Annotated in this window: 12 protein-coding genes; 11 read left to right on the top strand and 1 reads right to left on the bottom strand. The window is 73.4% G+C overall.

Annotation, left to right across the window (positions count from 1 at the left end; all coding sequences use genetic code 11):
* Positions 1-20 precede the first annotated feature (20 nt).
* The 7 genes from ACFV6D_RS10190 to ACFV6D_RS10220 all read left to right on the top strand — a co-directional run bounded on the left by ACFV6D_RS10190 (position 21) and on the right by ACFV6D_RS10220 (position 8,807).
* Positions 21-1,166: an aminotransferase class I/II-fold pyridoxal phosphate-dependent enzyme gene (locus ACFV6D_RS10190; RefSeq protein WP_380559143.1), complete on the top strand. Its 1,146-nt coding sequence runs from the start codon at positions 21-23 to the stop codon at positions 1,164-1,166.
* Between the two features lie 312 nt (positions 1,167-1,478).
* Positions 1,479-2,768: an ergothioneine biosynthesis glutamate--cysteine ligase EgtA gene (gene egtA, locus ACFV6D_RS10195; RefSeq protein ID WP_380559145.1), complete on the top strand. Its 1,290-nt coding sequence runs from the start codon at positions 1,479-1,481 to the stop codon at positions 2,766-2,768.
* Complete coding sequence (egtB, locus tag ACFV6D_RS10200; protein WP_380341746.1) at positions 2,765-4,108, top strand: ergothioneine biosynthesis protein EgtB; 1,344 nt, start codon at positions 2,765-2,767, stop codon at positions 4,106-4,108. Before egtA ends, egtB begins: the two co-directional genes overlap by 4 nt.
* Complete coding sequence (gene egtC, locus ACFV6D_RS10205) at positions 4,108-4,857, top strand: ergothioneine biosynthesis protein EgtC (protein WP_380341749.1); 750 nt, start codon at positions 4,108-4,110, stop codon at positions 4,855-4,857. Before egtB ends, egtC begins: the two co-directional genes overlap by 1 nt.
* 45 nt (positions 4,858-4,902) lie before the next feature.
* The gene (gene egtD, locus ACFV6D_RS10210; protein WP_063350058.1) at positions 4,903-5,874 is read left to right on the top strand and encodes an L-histidine N(alpha)-methyltransferase; all 972 of its coding nucleotides are present in this window, start codon (positions 4,903-4,905) and stop codon (positions 5,872-5,874) included.
* Between the two features lie 140 nt (positions 5,875-6,014).
* Entirely contained in the window at positions 6,015-7,442 is a 1,428-nt protein-coding gene (locus tag ACFV6D_RS10215; protein WP_380559220.1) for a sugar porter family MFS transporter, read from the top strand.
* A gap of 120 nt (positions 7,443-7,562) precedes the next feature.
* Positions 7,563-8,807 (top strand): nitric oxide synthase oxygenase, encoded by a 1,245-nt coding sequence (locus tag ACFV6D_RS10220; RefSeq protein ID WP_380559147.1) that lies wholly within the window; start codon positions 7,563-7,565, stop codon positions 8,805-8,807.
* A gap of 85 nt (positions 8,808-8,892) precedes the next feature.
* Here the strand turns inward: ACFV6D_RS10220 and ACFV6D_RS10225 are convergent, their stop codons facing one another.
* Complete coding sequence (locus ACFV6D_RS10225) at positions 8,893-9,630, bottom strand: TetR/AcrR family transcriptional regulator (RefSeq protein ID WP_380559149.1); 738 nt, start codon at positions 9,628-9,630, stop codon at positions 8,893-8,895.
* 138 nt (positions 9,631-9,768) lie between these two features.
* On the opposite strand from ACFV6D_RS10225, the gene ACFV6D_RS10230 reads away from it, so the two are divergent.
* The 4 genes from ACFV6D_RS10230 (at position 9,769) to ACFV6D_RS10245 (ending at position 14,814) form a co-directional block, all read left to right on the top strand.
* Positions 9,769-10,932: an acyl-CoA dehydrogenase family protein gene (locus ACFV6D_RS10230; protein WP_063350055.1), complete on the top strand. Its 1,164-nt coding sequence runs from the start codon at positions 9,769-9,771 to the stop codon at positions 10,930-10,932.
* 160 nt (positions 10,933-11,092) lie between these two features.
* Positions 11,093-12,295 carry a thiolase family protein gene (locus ACFV6D_RS10235; protein WP_380559151.1) on the top strand — a complete coding sequence of 401 codons (1,203 nt, stop codon included), beginning with the start codon at positions 11,093-11,095 and terminating at the stop codon, positions 12,293-12,295.
* 124 nt (positions 12,296-12,419) lie between these two features.
* Positions 12,420-13,190, top strand: a complete 771-nt coding sequence (fabG, locus tag ACFV6D_RS10240; RefSeq protein ID WP_244293711.1) for a 3-oxoacyl-ACP reductase FabG — start codon at positions 12,420-12,422, stop codon at positions 13,188-13,190.
* 253 nt (positions 13,191-13,443) lie between these two features.
* The gene (locus ACFV6D_RS10245) at positions 13,444-14,814 is read left to right on the top strand and encodes a S8 family serine peptidase (protein WP_063350053.1); all 1,371 of its coding nucleotides are present in this window, start codon (positions 13,444-13,446) and stop codon (positions 14,812-14,814) included.
* Positions 14,815-14,915 lie beyond the last annotated feature (101 nt).

Here is a 14,915-nt window from a genome sequence, read left to right on the forward strand (position 1 = left end):
CCCGACCACCGGAGGCCGTCATGCCCACCACCGCACCGGACGCGTTCGGCTTCGCGGCGCCCTTCGACCGGACCGGGACGGGCAGCAGCAAGTGGGCCCGCGCGGGGGCGCCCGGGGTGATCGCGATGGGCCTGGCGGACATGGACCTGCCCGGGCCCCCGGCCGTGGCCGCCGCGTTGGAGCGCCGGGCCCGCCACCGCGCGTACGGGTACACGGTGTGCGACCCGGCCGGGCGGGCTCTGGTGGCCCGCTGGTACCGCTCGCGGCACGGCGTCGAGGTGGATCCGGACTGGGTGCTGCTGCTGCCCTGCGGCCCGCGCACCGCCCTGCGCCTGCTGCTGGAGACCGTGCGCCCGCAGGCGCCGGTGCTGTTCCCGACGCCGGAGTGGGGCGGCTTCGCCCAACTGTGCCGGGCGGCCGGCCTCCCGTACCGGGAACTGCCCCTGGCCGTCGGCCCGGACGGCTACCGGCTCCCGGACGGCCCGCTCCCCCACCCGGCCGGAGCCGTTCTGCTGAGCAGCCCGCACAACCCCTCCGCCCGGGTCTGGCCGGCCGCCGAACTGCGGTCCCTCGCCGAGCGGGCGGCGGAGGCCGGCGCGCTGCTGGTCTCGGACGAGGTGCACGGCGATCTCACCCACCCCGGGTACGTCCACCCGGTGGCGGTGGCCACCGTCGACGCGGCGCTCCGGCCCCGGGTGGTCACCCTGAACTCGGTCGGCAAGACCTTCAACTGCTCCGGCCTGCCGAGCAGTTTCGCGCTCGTCCCCGATCCGGGCCTGCGCGCCCGGTTCACCGAGGTGCTGGCCGGCTTCGGCCTCTGGGAGGGCGGCCTGCTGGAGCAGACCGTCCAGCGGGCGGCGCTGGCCGAGGGCGGGCCGTGGCTGGACGCACTGCTCGCCCACCTCGCCGCCGCCCGCGCCCGGCTCACCGGCCGGCTGGGGACCGCCGTCCGCTCCGCGCCGCAGTCCTCCTACCTGCTCTGGCTGGACGCCGCCGCCCTGGGGCTGCCGCCGGACGGGGCCCGCCGGGCGCTGCTGGAGCGCTGCGGCCTGGAGGCCTCGGACGGCGCCGAGTTCGGCCCCGGCGGCCGGGGCGGGCTGCGGCTGAACTACGCCCTGCCGGGCCCGGTGCTGGACGCCGTCCTGGAGCGCCTCGACCGACGGTGACCGAACCGCCGGGGCACCCCGCCCGACGCCCGCGCGCCCTCTGCTCACCGACGTCCCTCGACGCTCCCGCCCGGCACCCCGCGCACGCCCGGAAAGCCGCCCCGGATCCCCGGATTCACCCGATCGCGCCACCCCTGACCTGCAGAAACGAACGTTCACACGATATTTGCGAAGCGCCCCCGCATGCTCCGTAGCAGACTGGGCAGGGTAGTTCGGGCCGCAATCCTGACCCCGAGGATGGTAAGTCCGGTGATACCGACATCCCGCACCACTCCGCCCGACCGGCAGAGCCCCCCAGCGCCCCCGCCGGGGGTGACCCCGCTGACCGAGTCGGGGGCGCTCAGCCACGTGTCGGGCGTCTGCTTCAAGATCGGACCGCCCCGGCTGGTGGGCGTCGAGGTCGAGTGGTTCGTCCACGACGACCGATGTCCCGGCAAGCCCGTCCGACCGGAACTGGTCCACGCCGCACTGGAGTCGCTGCCACTCGGCGGCCCGGACGGGGCCTCGCTCCCCTCCGGCTCGCGGCTCACGCTCGAACCCGGCGGGCAGGTCGAGCTCAGCTCCCCGCCCGCCACCGGCCTCCTGGCCTGCGTCGAGGACACCCGACGCGATCTGACCGCCCTGCGGGCCGCCTTCGCGGCGCAGGGCCTGCGCCTCACCGGCACCGGGACGGACCCGCTGGCCCGCCCCCGCCTGATGGTCCTGGACCACCCCCGCTACCTCGCGATGGAGCGGTTCTTCGACTCCGCCGGCCCCTGGGGCCGGATCATGATGACCGGCACGGCCTCGGTGCAGGTGTGCCTGGACGCCGGCGACGCGGGCGGCCCGCACGCGGTGGAGCGCCGCTGGCGGCTGACCCACCTGCTCGGCCCGGTCCTGGTCGCCGCCTTCGCCAACTCCCCGCTGCTGGACGGCAGGCCGACCGGTCACCGGTCCACCCGGCAGACCGTCTGGTCCCGGATGGACCCGACCCGCACGCTCGCCCCGGAGCCGGACCACGGCGACCCGCGCGAGGCCTGGGCGCAGTACGTGCTGGACGCCGAGGTGCTGTGCGTGCGCCGCCCGGAGGGGCTGCCGTGGACGGCCCCGCCCGGCCTGACCTTCCGCGACTGGGTCCGCGGCGGCGGCGAACGCCCGCCCACGCTGGCCGACTTGGACTACCACCGGACCACCCTGTTCCCGCCGGTGCGCCCGCGCGGCCACCTGGAGCTGCGCATGATCGACGCCCAGCCCGGGGACGGCTGGGTGGTGCCCACCGCCCTGGTCACCGCGCTGCTGGACGACCCGCCGGCCGCCGAGGCCGCGCTCGCCGCGCTGGAGCCGCTGGACCGCCCGGACGGTCCGCGCCCGCCGCGCAGCGACGTCTGGCGCCGGGCCGCGACGCTGGCCGTCGCCGATCCCGAGCTGCGCCGCGCCGCCCTGACCTGCTTCGCCGCCGCCGACGCCGCGCTGGGCCGCCTGCCCGGCGCCGGGCGGCTGCGCGCCGCCGTCGCCGAGTTCGCCGAGCGCTACCCCGCGCGCGGCCGCTGCCCCGCCGACGACCAGTTGGACGCCCTGCGCTCCGGCACCCGACGCACTCCTCCGGAGGAGGCCGCACCATGACCGACGTCCGCCCCCCTGCCGCCCCGGCGGCGGGCACCGAGGAGTTGCGCGAGACCATCGCGGCCGAACTGCTGGCCGCCCGCGCCCGCACCGCCGCGCTCACCGACTGCGTCGAGGACGGCGACCTCACCGCCCAGCACTCGCCGTTGATGTCCCCGCTGGTCTGGGACCTGGCGCACATCGGCAACCAGGAGGAACTCTGGCTGCTGCGCAACGTCGGCGGCCGCGACCCGATGCACCCGGAGATCGACCCGCTGTACGACGCCTTCCAGCACCCCCGGGCCGAGCGGCCGAGCCTGCCGCTGCTGGCGCCCGCCGAGGCCCGGGCGTACGCGCACGAGGTGCGCGGCCGGGTGCTGGACCTGCTGGCGGCCAGCCCGCTGGAGGGGGCGCCGCTGCTGGACGCGGGGTTCGCGTTCGGGATGATCGCCCAGCACGAGCAGCAGCACGACGAGACGATGCTGATCACCCACCAGCTCCGCACGGGGGAGCCGGCGCTGGCCGCTCCCCCGCCGCCGCCCGCCCCGGCGGACGCGGCCGCGCTGCCCGCCGAAGTGCTCGTCCCCGCAGGGCCGTTCACCATGGGCACCGACACCGAGCCGTGGGCGCTGGACAACGAGCGCCCCGCGCACGTGGTCGAGCTGCCCGCCTTCCTGCTGGACACCACGCCCGTCACCAACGCCGCGTACCAGCGGTTCATCGCGGACGGCGGCTACGACGAGCCGCGCTGGTGGACGCCCGAGGGCTGGGAGCACCGGCGGCGGGCCGACCTGACCGCCCCGCTGTTCTGGCGCCTGGACGGCGGCCAGTGGCTGCGGCGCCGGTTCGGCGCGGTGGAGCCCGTCCCGGCGGACGAGCCCGTCCTGCACGTCAGCTGGTACGAGGCGGACGCCTACGCCCGGTGGGCCGGACGACGGCTGCCGACCGAGGCGGAGTGGGAGAAGGCGGCCCGGCACGACCCGGCGAGCGGCCGCTCCCGCCGCTACCCGTGGGGCGACCAGGCCCCCGGAGCCGAGCACGCCAACCTCGGGCAGCGGCACCTGCGCCCGGCCCCGGCCGGCGGCTACCCGGCGGGCGAGTCCCCGTACGGCGTACGGCAGTTGATCGGCGACGTGTGGGAGTGGACGGCCAGCGACTTCCGCCCCTACCCGGGGTTCCGGGCCTGGCCGTACCAGGAGTACTCGGAGGTCTTCTTCGGACCGGAGTACAAGGTGCTGCGCGGCGGCTGCTTCGCGGTGGCGCCGGTCGCCTGCCGGGGCACCTTCCGCAACTGGGACTACCCCGTCCGGCGGCAGATCTTCGCCGGGTTCCGCACCGCCCGCGACCTGGAGGTGGCCTGATGTGCCGCCACCTCGCCTACCTGGGTGAGCCGGTGGCGCCGCAGGAGCTGCTGGTGCACCCGCCGCACGGCCTGTACCGGCAGTCCTGGGCGCCCCGGGCGCAGCAGTACGGCACGGTCAACGCGGACGGCTTCGGCCTCGGCTGGTACGCGGACGGCGACGAGGTGCCGGCCCGCTACCGCCGGGACGGGCCGATCTGGGCGGACGCCGCGTTCGCCGACCTCGCCCGGGTGATCCGCACCCGGGCGCTGCTGGCGGCGGTGCGCTCCGCCACCGAGGGCTGCGCGGCGGGCGAGAGCGCGGCGGCGCCGTTCGCGGCCGGGCACTGGCTGTTCAGCCACAACGGCGCGGTGGCGGGCTGGCCGGGCAAGCTGGACGCGCTGGCCGCCCTGCTCCCGCCGGCCGAGCTGCTGGAGCTGGAGGCGCGCTCCGACTCGGCGCTGCTGTGGGCCCTGGTCCTGCACCGGCTGCGGGCGGGGGCCGGGCTCGGCGAGGCGCTGGCAGGCACCGTCGCGGACGTCACCGCGCACACCGCCGGCCGGCTCAACCTGCTGCTCACCGACGGCCGCACACTCGCCGCGACCGCCTGGGGCGACACCCTGCACCACCGCGACCTGCCCGGGCTCGGCACGGTGGTGGCCTCCGAGCCGTACGACGACGCCCCCGGCTGGACGGCCGTTCCGGACGGCTCGCTGGTGGTGGTCGACGAGCGCGGCGTCACCGTCCGTCAGCTCCTCGGCCGCTACTGATCCTCCATCGCCCCTTCATCTTCTGAACAGAGGACCCACCCTGTCATGGACACATTTGATCTCACCCGGCTGCTGCCCGCCGACCACTTCAGCACCGCGCTGCGCCACGACGTGCAGCACGGGCTGACCTCCGAACCCAAGTGGCTGCCGCCGAAGTGGTTCTACGACGCGCGGGGCAGCGAGCTGTTCGAGGAGATCACCCGGCTGCCGGAGTACTACCCGACCCGCGCCGAGCGGGCCATCCTGACCGCCCGGGCCGGCGAGATCGCCGCCGCCACCGGGGCCCGCACGCTGGTCGAGCTGGGCTCCGGATCCTCCGAGAAGACCCGGCTGCTGCTGGACGCGCTGCGCGCGCTCGGCACCCTGGAGACGTACGTCCCGGTGGACGTCAGCGAGAGCGCGCTGACCGCCGCCGGCGTCGCGCTCGCCGCCGAGTACCCCGGGCTCGCCGTGCACGGCGTGCTGGCCGACTTCACCGCCCGGCTCGGCCTGCCCCCGGAGGGCGGCCCCCGGCTGGTCGCCTTCCTCGGCGGCACCCTGGGCAACCTGCTGCCCGAGGAGCGGGCGGCCTTCCTGCGCGGGCTGCGCGCGGCCCTCGACCCGGGCGACTTCCTGCTGCTCGGCACCGACCTGGTCAAGGACCCGTCGATGCTGGTCGCCGCCTACGACGACGCGGCCGGGGTGACCGCCGAGTTCAACCTCAACGTGCTCAACGTGCTCAACCGCGAGCTGGGCGCCGACTTCGACCCGACCGCGTTCGCGCACGTCGCGCGGTGGGACCCGGACCGGGAGTGGATCGAGATGCGGCTGCGCTCGCTGCGCGCGCAGACCGTGAAGATCCCGGCGCTGAACCTGCCGGTGCACTTCGACCGGGGCGAGGAGCTGCGCACCGAGGTGTCCGCCAAGTTCCGCCGGGAGCGGGTGTCCGCCGAGCTGGCGGCGGCCGGGCTGCGGCTGAGCCACTGGTGGACGGACGAGGAGGGCCGGTTCGGGCTGTCCCTGTCCGCCCCGGCGTAGGGAGGTTCGGCGCAGCCTAATTTGCTTGTTCACCTTACGAATCCTCAGAGCAAAAATTGAGGTTTCTGGTGTACAAGACTTAAACGAATAAGGGTTACGATCTCGGCTACCGAGCTCAGCGTTGAGTACCAGGAGTCAAGATCGTGAGCGTCACCAAGCAGCCCTCCGGGGCGGTCGAGGCCTCCGCGCCCGGCCGCCTCGGCTTCGTCGTCTTCATCACCGCCGCCGCAGCCCTCGGCGGGTTCCTGTTCGGCTACGACAGTTCCGTGATCAACGGCGCCGTCTCCGGAATCCAGGAGAAGTTCGGCGTCAGCGACGGCGTGACCGGTCTGATCGTCTCCTCCGCCCTGCTGGGCTCGGCGATCGGCGCCGCACTGGCCGGCCGGTTCGCCGACCGCTACGGCCGCATCAAGGTCATGAAGGCGGGCGCGCTGCTGTTCGCGGTCAGCGCGATCGGCTCGATGCTCCCCTTCGCCGCCTGGGACCTCGCCTTCTGGCGCGTGCTCGGCGGCGCGGCCATCGGCATCGCCTCGGTGATCGCCCCGACCTACATCGCCGAGGTCGCGCCCACCAAGTACCGGGGCCGGCTGGCCTCCTTCCAGCAGGCCGCGATCGTGCTCGGCATCGCGATCTCCCAGCTGGTCAACTGGCTGCTGGCGAACGCGGCCGGCGGCGACACCCGCGGCCAGCTGCTCGGCCTGGAGGCCTGGCAGTGGATGCTCGGCATCTGCGTCGTCCCGGCCGCGGTCTACTTCACCCTCGCCTCGGTGATCCCCGAGTCCCCGCGCTACCTGATCCAGGCCGGCCGGCTGGACGACGCCCGCGCCGTGCTCGCCCAGGTCGAGGGCCAGGACATCGACACCGACGCCCGGATCGCCGAGGTCCAGGGGCTGATCGCCTCCGACCACCGCCCGCGCTTCGGGGACCTGCTCGGCGGGCGCTTCGGCCTGCTGCCGATCGTCTGGGTCGGCATCGGACTGTCGGTCTTCCAGCAGCTGGTCGGCATCAACGTGATCTTCTACTACTCGTCGATCCTGTGGCAGTCGGTCGGCATCGACCAGAGCAACTCGCTGCTGATCAGCTTCGTCGGCTCGGTCATCAACATCCTCGGCACCGTCGTCGCGATCCTGCTGGTGGACCGGATCGGCCGCAAGCCGCTCGCCCTGATCGGCTCGGCCGGCATGGCCGTCGCGCTCGGCGCGGCCGGCTGGGCGTTCTCCTCCGCCACCGGCAGCGGCGACAACGTCACGCTGCCCGACCTCCAGGGCACCGTCGCACTGGTCGCCGCCAACGCCTTCGTGCTGTTCTTCGCGATGTCCTGGGGCGTCGTCGTCTGGGTGATGCTCGGCGAGATGTTCCCGAACCGCATCCGGGCCGCCGCGCTGTCCGTCGCCGCCTCCGCGCAGTGGATCGCCAACTGGGCGATCACCGTGTCGTTCCCGTCGATGTCGCGTTGGAACCTGTCGGCGACCTACCTGGTGTACGCGGCGTTCGCGGCGCTGTCGATCGTCTTCGTGGCGAAGTTCATGAAGGAGACCAAGGGCGTCCGACTGGAGGACATGGGCTGATCCGACAGTCCGACCATCGGCCCCCGCACCCTAGCGCGATCAGCGCGGGTGCGGGGGCCGAATCGTTCACTCCCTGCGGCGGCCCGGACACCTCCGGTACTCCTGTTCGCCAGGAGGGATGTGTCCTTGATCTTCAACCGGCTCCGCGCCCGCAGACCAGCCGCCGCCCCCGCCGGCGGCTGCCCGTACGCCCACACCCACACCCACACCCCGGCCGCGGCCCGGCCGTCGCCCCCGCCATCGTCCACGCCGCCGTCCACGCCCCCGCCATCGTCCACGCCGCCGTTCACCGACCCGGAGCAGGCCGCCGAGTTCATCCGCCGCTTCCATCGCGAGCAGCCCGCCACCGGGGCCCCGGACCCCCGGATACGGGCCGTCCTCGACGAGATCGAGCGCACCGGCAGCTACGAGCACACCCCCGCCGAACTCGCCTACGGCGCCAAGCTCGCCTGGCGCAACGCCGCCCGCTGCATCGGCCGGCTGTACTGGCGCAGTCTGGTGGTGCGCGACCTGCGCCACCTCGACTCGGCCGACGACATCGCCGCCGAGTGCTTCGAGCACCTGCGGCTGGCCGGCAACGGCGGACGGATCCGCCCGGTGGTCTCGGTGTTCGCCCCCGACCGCCCCGGCCACCCGGCCGCCCGCATCGTCAACCAGCAGCTGGTCCGCTACGCCGGCCACCGGGTCGGCGACGCCGTCGTCGGCGACCCGGCCGGCACCGCACTCGCCGCCCGCGCCCGCGACCTCGGCTGGAAGTGCGCCGAGGACCGCTTCGAGGTGCTGCCGCTGCTCGTCCAGGAACGCCCCGACGAGCGCCCGCGCTGGTACGAGCTGCCGGACGACACCACCCTGGAGGTGCCGCTCACCCACCCCGCGTACGACTGGTTCGCCGACCTGGGCCTGCGCTGGTACGCGGTGCCCGCGATCAGCGACATGACGCTGGAGATCGGCGGCGTCCGCTACCCGGCCGCGCCCTTCAACGGCTGGTACATGGGCACCGAGATCGGCGCCCGCAACCTCGCCGACGCCGACCGCTACGACCTGCTCGGCACCGTCGCCGAGCGCCTGGGCCTGGACACCTCCAGCGAGCGCACGCTCTGGCGCGACCGCGCGCTGATCGAGCTCAACATCGCGGTGCTGCACTCCTTCCAGGAGACCGGAGTGACGATCGCCGACCACCACACCGAGTCCGAGCGCTTCCTCCGGCACGTCGCCCAGGAGAAGCGGCTCGGCCGGCCGACCCCGGCGGACTGGAGCTGGATCGTGCCCCCGGTCTCCGGCGGACTCACGCCCGTCTACCACCGGTACTACGACCCGGTGGACCCGTCGCTGCGGCCGGCCTTCCTGGCGCGCGAGCCCTGGTGAGGCGGGGGGCGGCGGGGGCAGCGGGGGCGGGGGCAGCGGAAACAGCGGGACGGTGAGACAGGGGGAAGACCGACGGCGGCGGGGTCTAGGAACGTTCGGTGAGGCGCTCGAAGCGCAGGACGAGCCCGTCGAGCAGCGCTTCCAAGCCGGTCTCGAAGGCGCCCTCGTCCACCGTCCCGCGGTGCCCGGCCAGCCGGTGCGCCTCGCCGAGGTGCGGGTAGTCGGCCGCGTCGTACACCTCGGCGTCCGCGGGGAAGCCGGCCGCGAAGGAGGCCAGCGCCGAGCCGGTGACGAAGTAGCGCATCAGCGCGCCGATCCGGGTGGCCTGGCCGCGCGGCCAGCCGGCCTCGACCAGGTGGCCGAAGACCGCGTCGGCCAGGCGCAGCGCGTTCGGCCGGCGGCCCGGGCCCTGGGCGAGCACCGGCACGATGTTGGGGTGGGCGGCGAGGGCGGCGCGGTAGGAGCGGGCCCAAGCGCGCAGCGCGTCCGGCCAGGGCGTCGGCCGGCCGTGGGGCGGGCCGTCGGGCGTAGCGGTGGGTGTGTCGTCGGGCGTGCCGTCGGGCTTAGCGGTGGGCGTAGCGGTGGGCGGGCCGTCGGGCGTGCCGAACATCGACAAGTCGACCTCGCCGATCACGCTGTCCACCACCGCGTCCAGCAGTTCGTCCTTGGTCGCGACGTGGTTGTAGAGCGAGGGACCGCTGACCGACAGTTCGGTGGCGAGGCGGCGGGTGGAGAGGGCCGCCAGGCCCTCGGCGTCGATCAGCCGCAGAGCAGCGGCGACGATGCGCTCGCGGCTGAGCAGCGGGGTGCGCGGGCGGGCCATCGGGGTGCTGCCTCCGGTTCCTCCGGTCGGGTGGGGCGGGGACCGATTCTGGCAGGTGCCCCTTCCCAGCGCGGGCCGGCCGGGGCTACAGTCCCTCCATAAAACTTGCAGCGCTAGTTTAATGGATCTGGAGCCGCCGTGAACCTGGAGCTGTCCGAGGAGCAGAGCGCCGTCCGGGACCTCGCCGCCTCCTTCACCGACCGCGAGATCGCTCCGCACGCCGCCGCCTGGGACCGTGCCGAGTCCGTCGACCGCGCGATCATCGGCAAACTGGCCGGGCTCGGCTTCCTCGGCCTCACCATCCCCGAGGATTACGGCGGCAGCGGCGGCGACCACCTCGCGTACTGCCTGGTCCTGGAGGAGCTCGGCCGCGGCGACTCGGCCGTCCGCGGCATCGTCTCGGTCACACTCGGCCTGGTCGCCAAGTCCGTCAACGGCTACGGGACCGAAGAGCAGAAGCAGCACTGGCTCCCCCGGCTCACCTCGGGCGAGTCGCTCGGCTGCTTCGCGCTCACCGAACCCGGCACCGGCTCCGACGCGGCCAACCTCAGCACCCGCGCCGTCCGGGACGGCGACGACTGGCTGATCAGCGGCGCCAAGATGTTCATCACCAACGGCACCTGGGCCGACGTCGCCCTGGTCTTCGCCCGCACCGGCGGCGACGACCCCGACCGGCAGGGCCACAAGGGCATCACCGCTTTCCTGGTGCCCACCGACCTGCCCGGCTTCACCCGCACCGAGATCCACGGCAAGCTCGGCCTGCGCGGCCAGGCCACCGCCGAGCTCGCCCTCGACCGGGTCCGGGTGCCCGACAGCGCGCGGCTCGGCGAGGTCGACAAGGGGTTCCGGGTGGCGATGTCCGCGCTCGCCAAGGGCCGGATGTCGGTCGCGGCGGGCTGCGTCGGCATCGCCCGCGCCTGCCTGGAGGCCGCCGTCCGCTACGCCGGCGAGCGCGAGCAGTTCGGCCGCCCGATCGCCTCGCACCAACTCGTCCAGGAACTGCTGGCCGGCATCGCCGTCGACGTCGAGGCCGCCCGGCTGCTCACCTGGAAGGTCGCCGACCACATCGAACGCGGCCTGCCGTTCGCCACCGAGTCCTCCGTCGCCAAGCTCTACGCGAGCGAGGCCGCCGTCCGGGCCGCCAACAACGCGCTCCAGGTGTTCGGCGGCTACGGCTTCATCGACGAGTACCCGGTCGGCAAGTACCTGCGCGACGCGCGGGTCATGACCCTCTACGAGGGCACCAGCCAGATCCACCAGTTGCTCATCGGCCGCGCCCTCACCGGGGTCAACGCCTTCTGACCAGCCCGTTCATCCCATCCGATCAGCCAGGACAGGTCAATCGGACCACCCGGACCACCCGGATCACCCGGACCGTCCTGACCGTCCTGACTGCTCGGATCACCCTGACTGCTCGGATCACTCGGATCACTCGGATTCAACCGGATAGGAGCCCGACGACGTGCGTCCCGTCTACTTCGCCGCAGCCCGCCGCACACCCATCGGCCAGCTGCGCGGAGCGCTCGCCACGGTCCGCCCGGACGACCTCTCGGCCACCGTGCTGCGCGCCCTGCTCGCCGACGTCCCCGCCCTCGACCCCGCCCGCATCGACGACGTCTACTGGGGCGCCGCCAACCAGGCCGGCGAGGACAACCGCAACGCCGCCCGGATGGCCGTCCTGCTGGCCGGCCTGCCGGAGACCGTCCCCGGCGCCACCGTCAACCGGCTCTGCGCCTCCGGGCTGGAGGCCGTCACCCTCGCCGCCCGGGCCATCGGCTCCGGCGAGGCCGACGTCGTCCTGGCCGGCGGCTGCGAGTCGATGACCCGCGCCCCCTTCGTCCTCCCCCGCCCCGACGAGGCCCTCCCGCACCGGATCGAGACCTACGACACCCGGCTCGGCTGGCGGCTCACCAACCCCCGGATGGCCGAACTGCACGGCGTGCTCAGCATGGGCGAGACCGCCGAGGAGGTGGCCGGCCGGTACGGCATCGGGCGGGAACGCCAGGACGCCTTCGCGCTGCGCAGCCACCAACGGGCCGCCGCCGCCCGCAAGGACGGCCACTTCGACGCCGAGCTGATCCCGGTCGAACGGCCCGACGGCGTGACGGTCGGCCAGGACGAGGGCATCCGCGAGGACACCAGCCTGGAGAAGCTCGCCCGCCTCAAGCCCGCCTTCCGCCCCGGCGGCACCGTCACGGCCGGCAACGCCTCGCCGATGAACGACGGCGCGGCCGGGCTGCTCCTGGTCGGCGAGGAGGCGCTGCGCGACCTCGGGCTGCGGCCGCTCGGCCGGTACGTGGCCGGCGCCTCCGTCGGGGTGCACCCCGACGTGATGGGCATCGGCCCGGTGCCGGCCACCCGCAAGGTGCTCGGCCGGGCCGGCTGGTCGCTGGCCGACCTCGACACCGCCGAACTCAACGAGGCCTTCGCCGCCCAGGCCCTGGCCTCCGCCGACGGCATCGGATTCACCCCCGAACAGGCCGACGAACTGGTCAACCCGAGCGGCGGGGCGATCGCGCTCGGCCACCCGCTGGGCGGCTCCGGCGCGCGCATCCTCACCACCCTGCTGCACCGGATGCGCCGCACCGACGCCCGGCGCGGGCTCGCCACCATGTGTGTGGGGGTCGGTCAGGGCACTGCCGTCCTCGTCGAGAACGTTGACTGAGTGCGGGCCCGCGTTCGCGGCCGAGTTCACGGTCGAGTCCGCGTCCGAGTTCACGTCCGAGTTCGAGTTCACGTCCGAGTCCAAGGGAGCACCGGGAATGACTGAAGTAGCCGCAGTGGCTGAAGTGACGGGCCTGGCGGGCAGGTTCGCGGGGCGGGTCGCCGTCGTGACCGGCGCCGCGCAGGGCATCGGCGCGGCCACCGCCCGCCGGCTCGCCGAGGAGGGCGCGACCGTCGCCGTCGTCGACCTCACCGCCGAACGGGCCGCCGGGACGGTCGCGGAGATCACCGCCAAGGGCGGCACCGCTCGGGCGTACGGCTGCGACGTGGCCGACTACGACGCCGTCGAGGCGGTGTTCGCGCAGGTCGCGGCGGACCTCGGCGGGGTGCACATCCTGGTGAACAACGCCGGGATCACCCGGGACAACCTGTTCTTCAAGATGCCGAAGGCCGACTGGGACGCGGTTCTGACCGTCAATCTGACCAGCGCGTACAACTGCAGCCACGTCGCGCAGAAGTACATGGTGGCGCAGAAGTACGGGAAGATCGTCTCGCTCAGCTCGCGCTCCGCCCTCGGCAACCGGGGGCAGGCCAACTACGCGGCCGCCAAGGCCGGCATCCAGGGGCTCACCGCGACCCTCGCGATCGAGCTGGGGCCGTTCAACATCAACGTCAACGCCGTCGCCCCCGGGTACATCGCCACCGCGATGACCGCGGCCACCGCCGAGCGGGTCGGCAGCACGGCCGAGGACCAGCACGCAGAGGTCTCCGCCCGGACCCCGCTGCGCCGGGTGGGACAGCCGGAGGAGATCGCGTCCGTGGTCGCCTTCCTGGCCAGCGAGGACGCCTCGTACGTCAGCGGGCAGACGCTGTACGTCAACGGCGGGGCGCGGTAGGGCTGGCCCGGGCGGGGATCGTCAAGAACCGTTCAGCATTAGTACGATAATACTGACCTGTCGTCACATGACCGTCCCGGGCGTGGGGTTACCTTCACCTGGGACGGTCTTTACCTTTTCGCGTGGCCGAGCATGACCATGCCTCTGATCAGGCGACCCCACCAAATGACTATGGCATGATCATGCGGCAGTCGATGGGATGGCCGGACCGACCCGACCGGACCAGGTCGGGCCCTGCGCCCCAAGGAGTCCCATGGGCAGCCCCGCCCCCCTTCGCCGTGCCCTGGCTCTGCTCGCCGTCGGGGCCACCGCCCTCACGGCCGGCACCATCGCCGTCCCGGCGGTCGGCGCCGCGACCGCCGCCCCCGCGCACGACCTCACGGGCGTCCACGTCCGCCCCGCCTCCTTCGGGCACCACAACGCCCAGGGCCGCACCGCCCCGCTGACCACCACCCAGTGCGTCAGTCAGATCGGCATCCACTGCTACTCGCCGCTGCAGTACCGGAACGCCTACAACCTGAACCCGCTGTACCAGGAGGGCATCACCGGCAAGGGCCGCACGATCGTCATCGTCGACTCCTTCGGCTCGCCGACCATCCAGCACGACCTGGAGGTCTTCGACAAGCAGTGGGGCATCCAGGACACCAACGTCGAGGTGGTCAAGTGGGGCAACGTCCCCGCCTTCGACCCCAAGAACCCCGACCACACCGGCTGGGCCGGCGAGACCACGCTGGACGTCGAGTACGCCCACGCCATCGCCCCCGACGCGCACATCGTCCTGGTCGAGACCGGTGTCGCCGAGACCGAGGGCACCACCGGTCTGCCCGAGATGATGGACGCCGAGAAGGCCCTCATCAAGGCCGGCCGCGGCGACGTCATCTCGCAGAGCTTCGGCGCCACCGAGAACACCTTCCCGGGGTACGACAAGGGCGACTTCAAGTCGCTCACCGACCTGCGCTACGCCTTCCAGGCCGCCGCCGACCACAACGTCACCGTGCTCGCCGCCTCCGGCGACAACGGCGCCACCGACGCGCAGACCAACGGCACCGACCTGTACCCGTACAAGGTCAACTCCTGGCCGTCCTCCGACCCGCTGGTCACCTCCATCGGCGGCACCCAGCTCACCCTGGACGACAACGGCGCGCGCACCGCGCCCGACAAGGTGTGGCACGACAAGTCCGGCGCCGGCGGCGGTGGCGTCTCCGGCATCTTCGAGCGCCCGTGGTACCAGGCCGGCGTCGCCAACGTCACCGGCAACCACCGCGGCACGCCCGACATCAGCATGAGCGCGGCCGTCGACGGCGGCGCCTGGACCTACGAGTCCTACGACCCGACCTCCGTCGGCTGGCACCTCACCGGCGGCACCAGCGAGGCCACCCCGCTGTTCTCCGGCGTCGTCGCCCTCGCCGACCAGCTCGCCGGCCACCGCCTCGGCCAGCTCAACTGGCGTCTGTACGGGCTCAACCTGCTCCCGAGCGCGTGGAGCGGCATCACGGACGTGAAGGAGGGCGACAACTCCTGGGGTGGCGTCACCGGCTACACCGCCACCGAGGGCTACGACCTCTCCAGCGGCCTCGGCACCATCGACGGCGCGAAGTTCGTCCACGCCATCGCCGGTCGCTGACGGGCAGTGGTGGGTAGCAAGTAACAACTAACAGCGAACAGATAACAGATTTCGAAATCTGTTATCTGTTCGCTGTTTTCTGTTTTTTGTTTTCTGTTCGG

The organism is Kitasatospora sp. NPDC059812 (genome assembly GCF_042732075.1).
Taxonomy (GTDB): domain Bacteria; phylum Actinomycetota; class Actinomycetes; order Streptomycetales; family Streptomycetaceae; genus Kitasatospora.

Excerpts from the sequence above, each read along its gene's own strand:
- ACFV6D_RS10190 (WP_380559143.1), top strand. The coding sequence starts at position 21 with ATGCCCACCACCGCACCGGACGCGTTCGGCTTCGCGGCGCCCTTCGAC.
- egtB (WP_380341746.1), top strand. The coding sequence starts at position 2,765 with ATGACCGACGTCCGCCCCCCTGCCGCCCCGGCGGCGGGCACCGAGGAG.
- egtC (WP_380341749.1), top strand. The coding sequence starts at position 4,108 with ATGTGCCGCCACCTCGCCTACCTGGGTGAGCCGGTGGCGCCGCAGGAG.
- egtD (WP_063350058.1), top strand. The coding sequence starts at position 4,903 with ATGGACACATTTGATCTCACCCGGCTGCTGCCCGCCGACCACTTCAGC.
- ACFV6D_RS10225 (WP_380559149.1), bottom strand. The coding sequence starts at position 9,630 with ATGGCCCGCCCGCGCACCCCGCTGCTCAGCCGCGAGCGCATCGTCGCC.
- ACFV6D_RS10245 (WP_063350053.1), top strand. The coding sequence starts at position 13,444 with ATGGGCAGCCCCGCCCCCCTTCGCCGTGCCCTGGCTCTGCTCGCCGTC.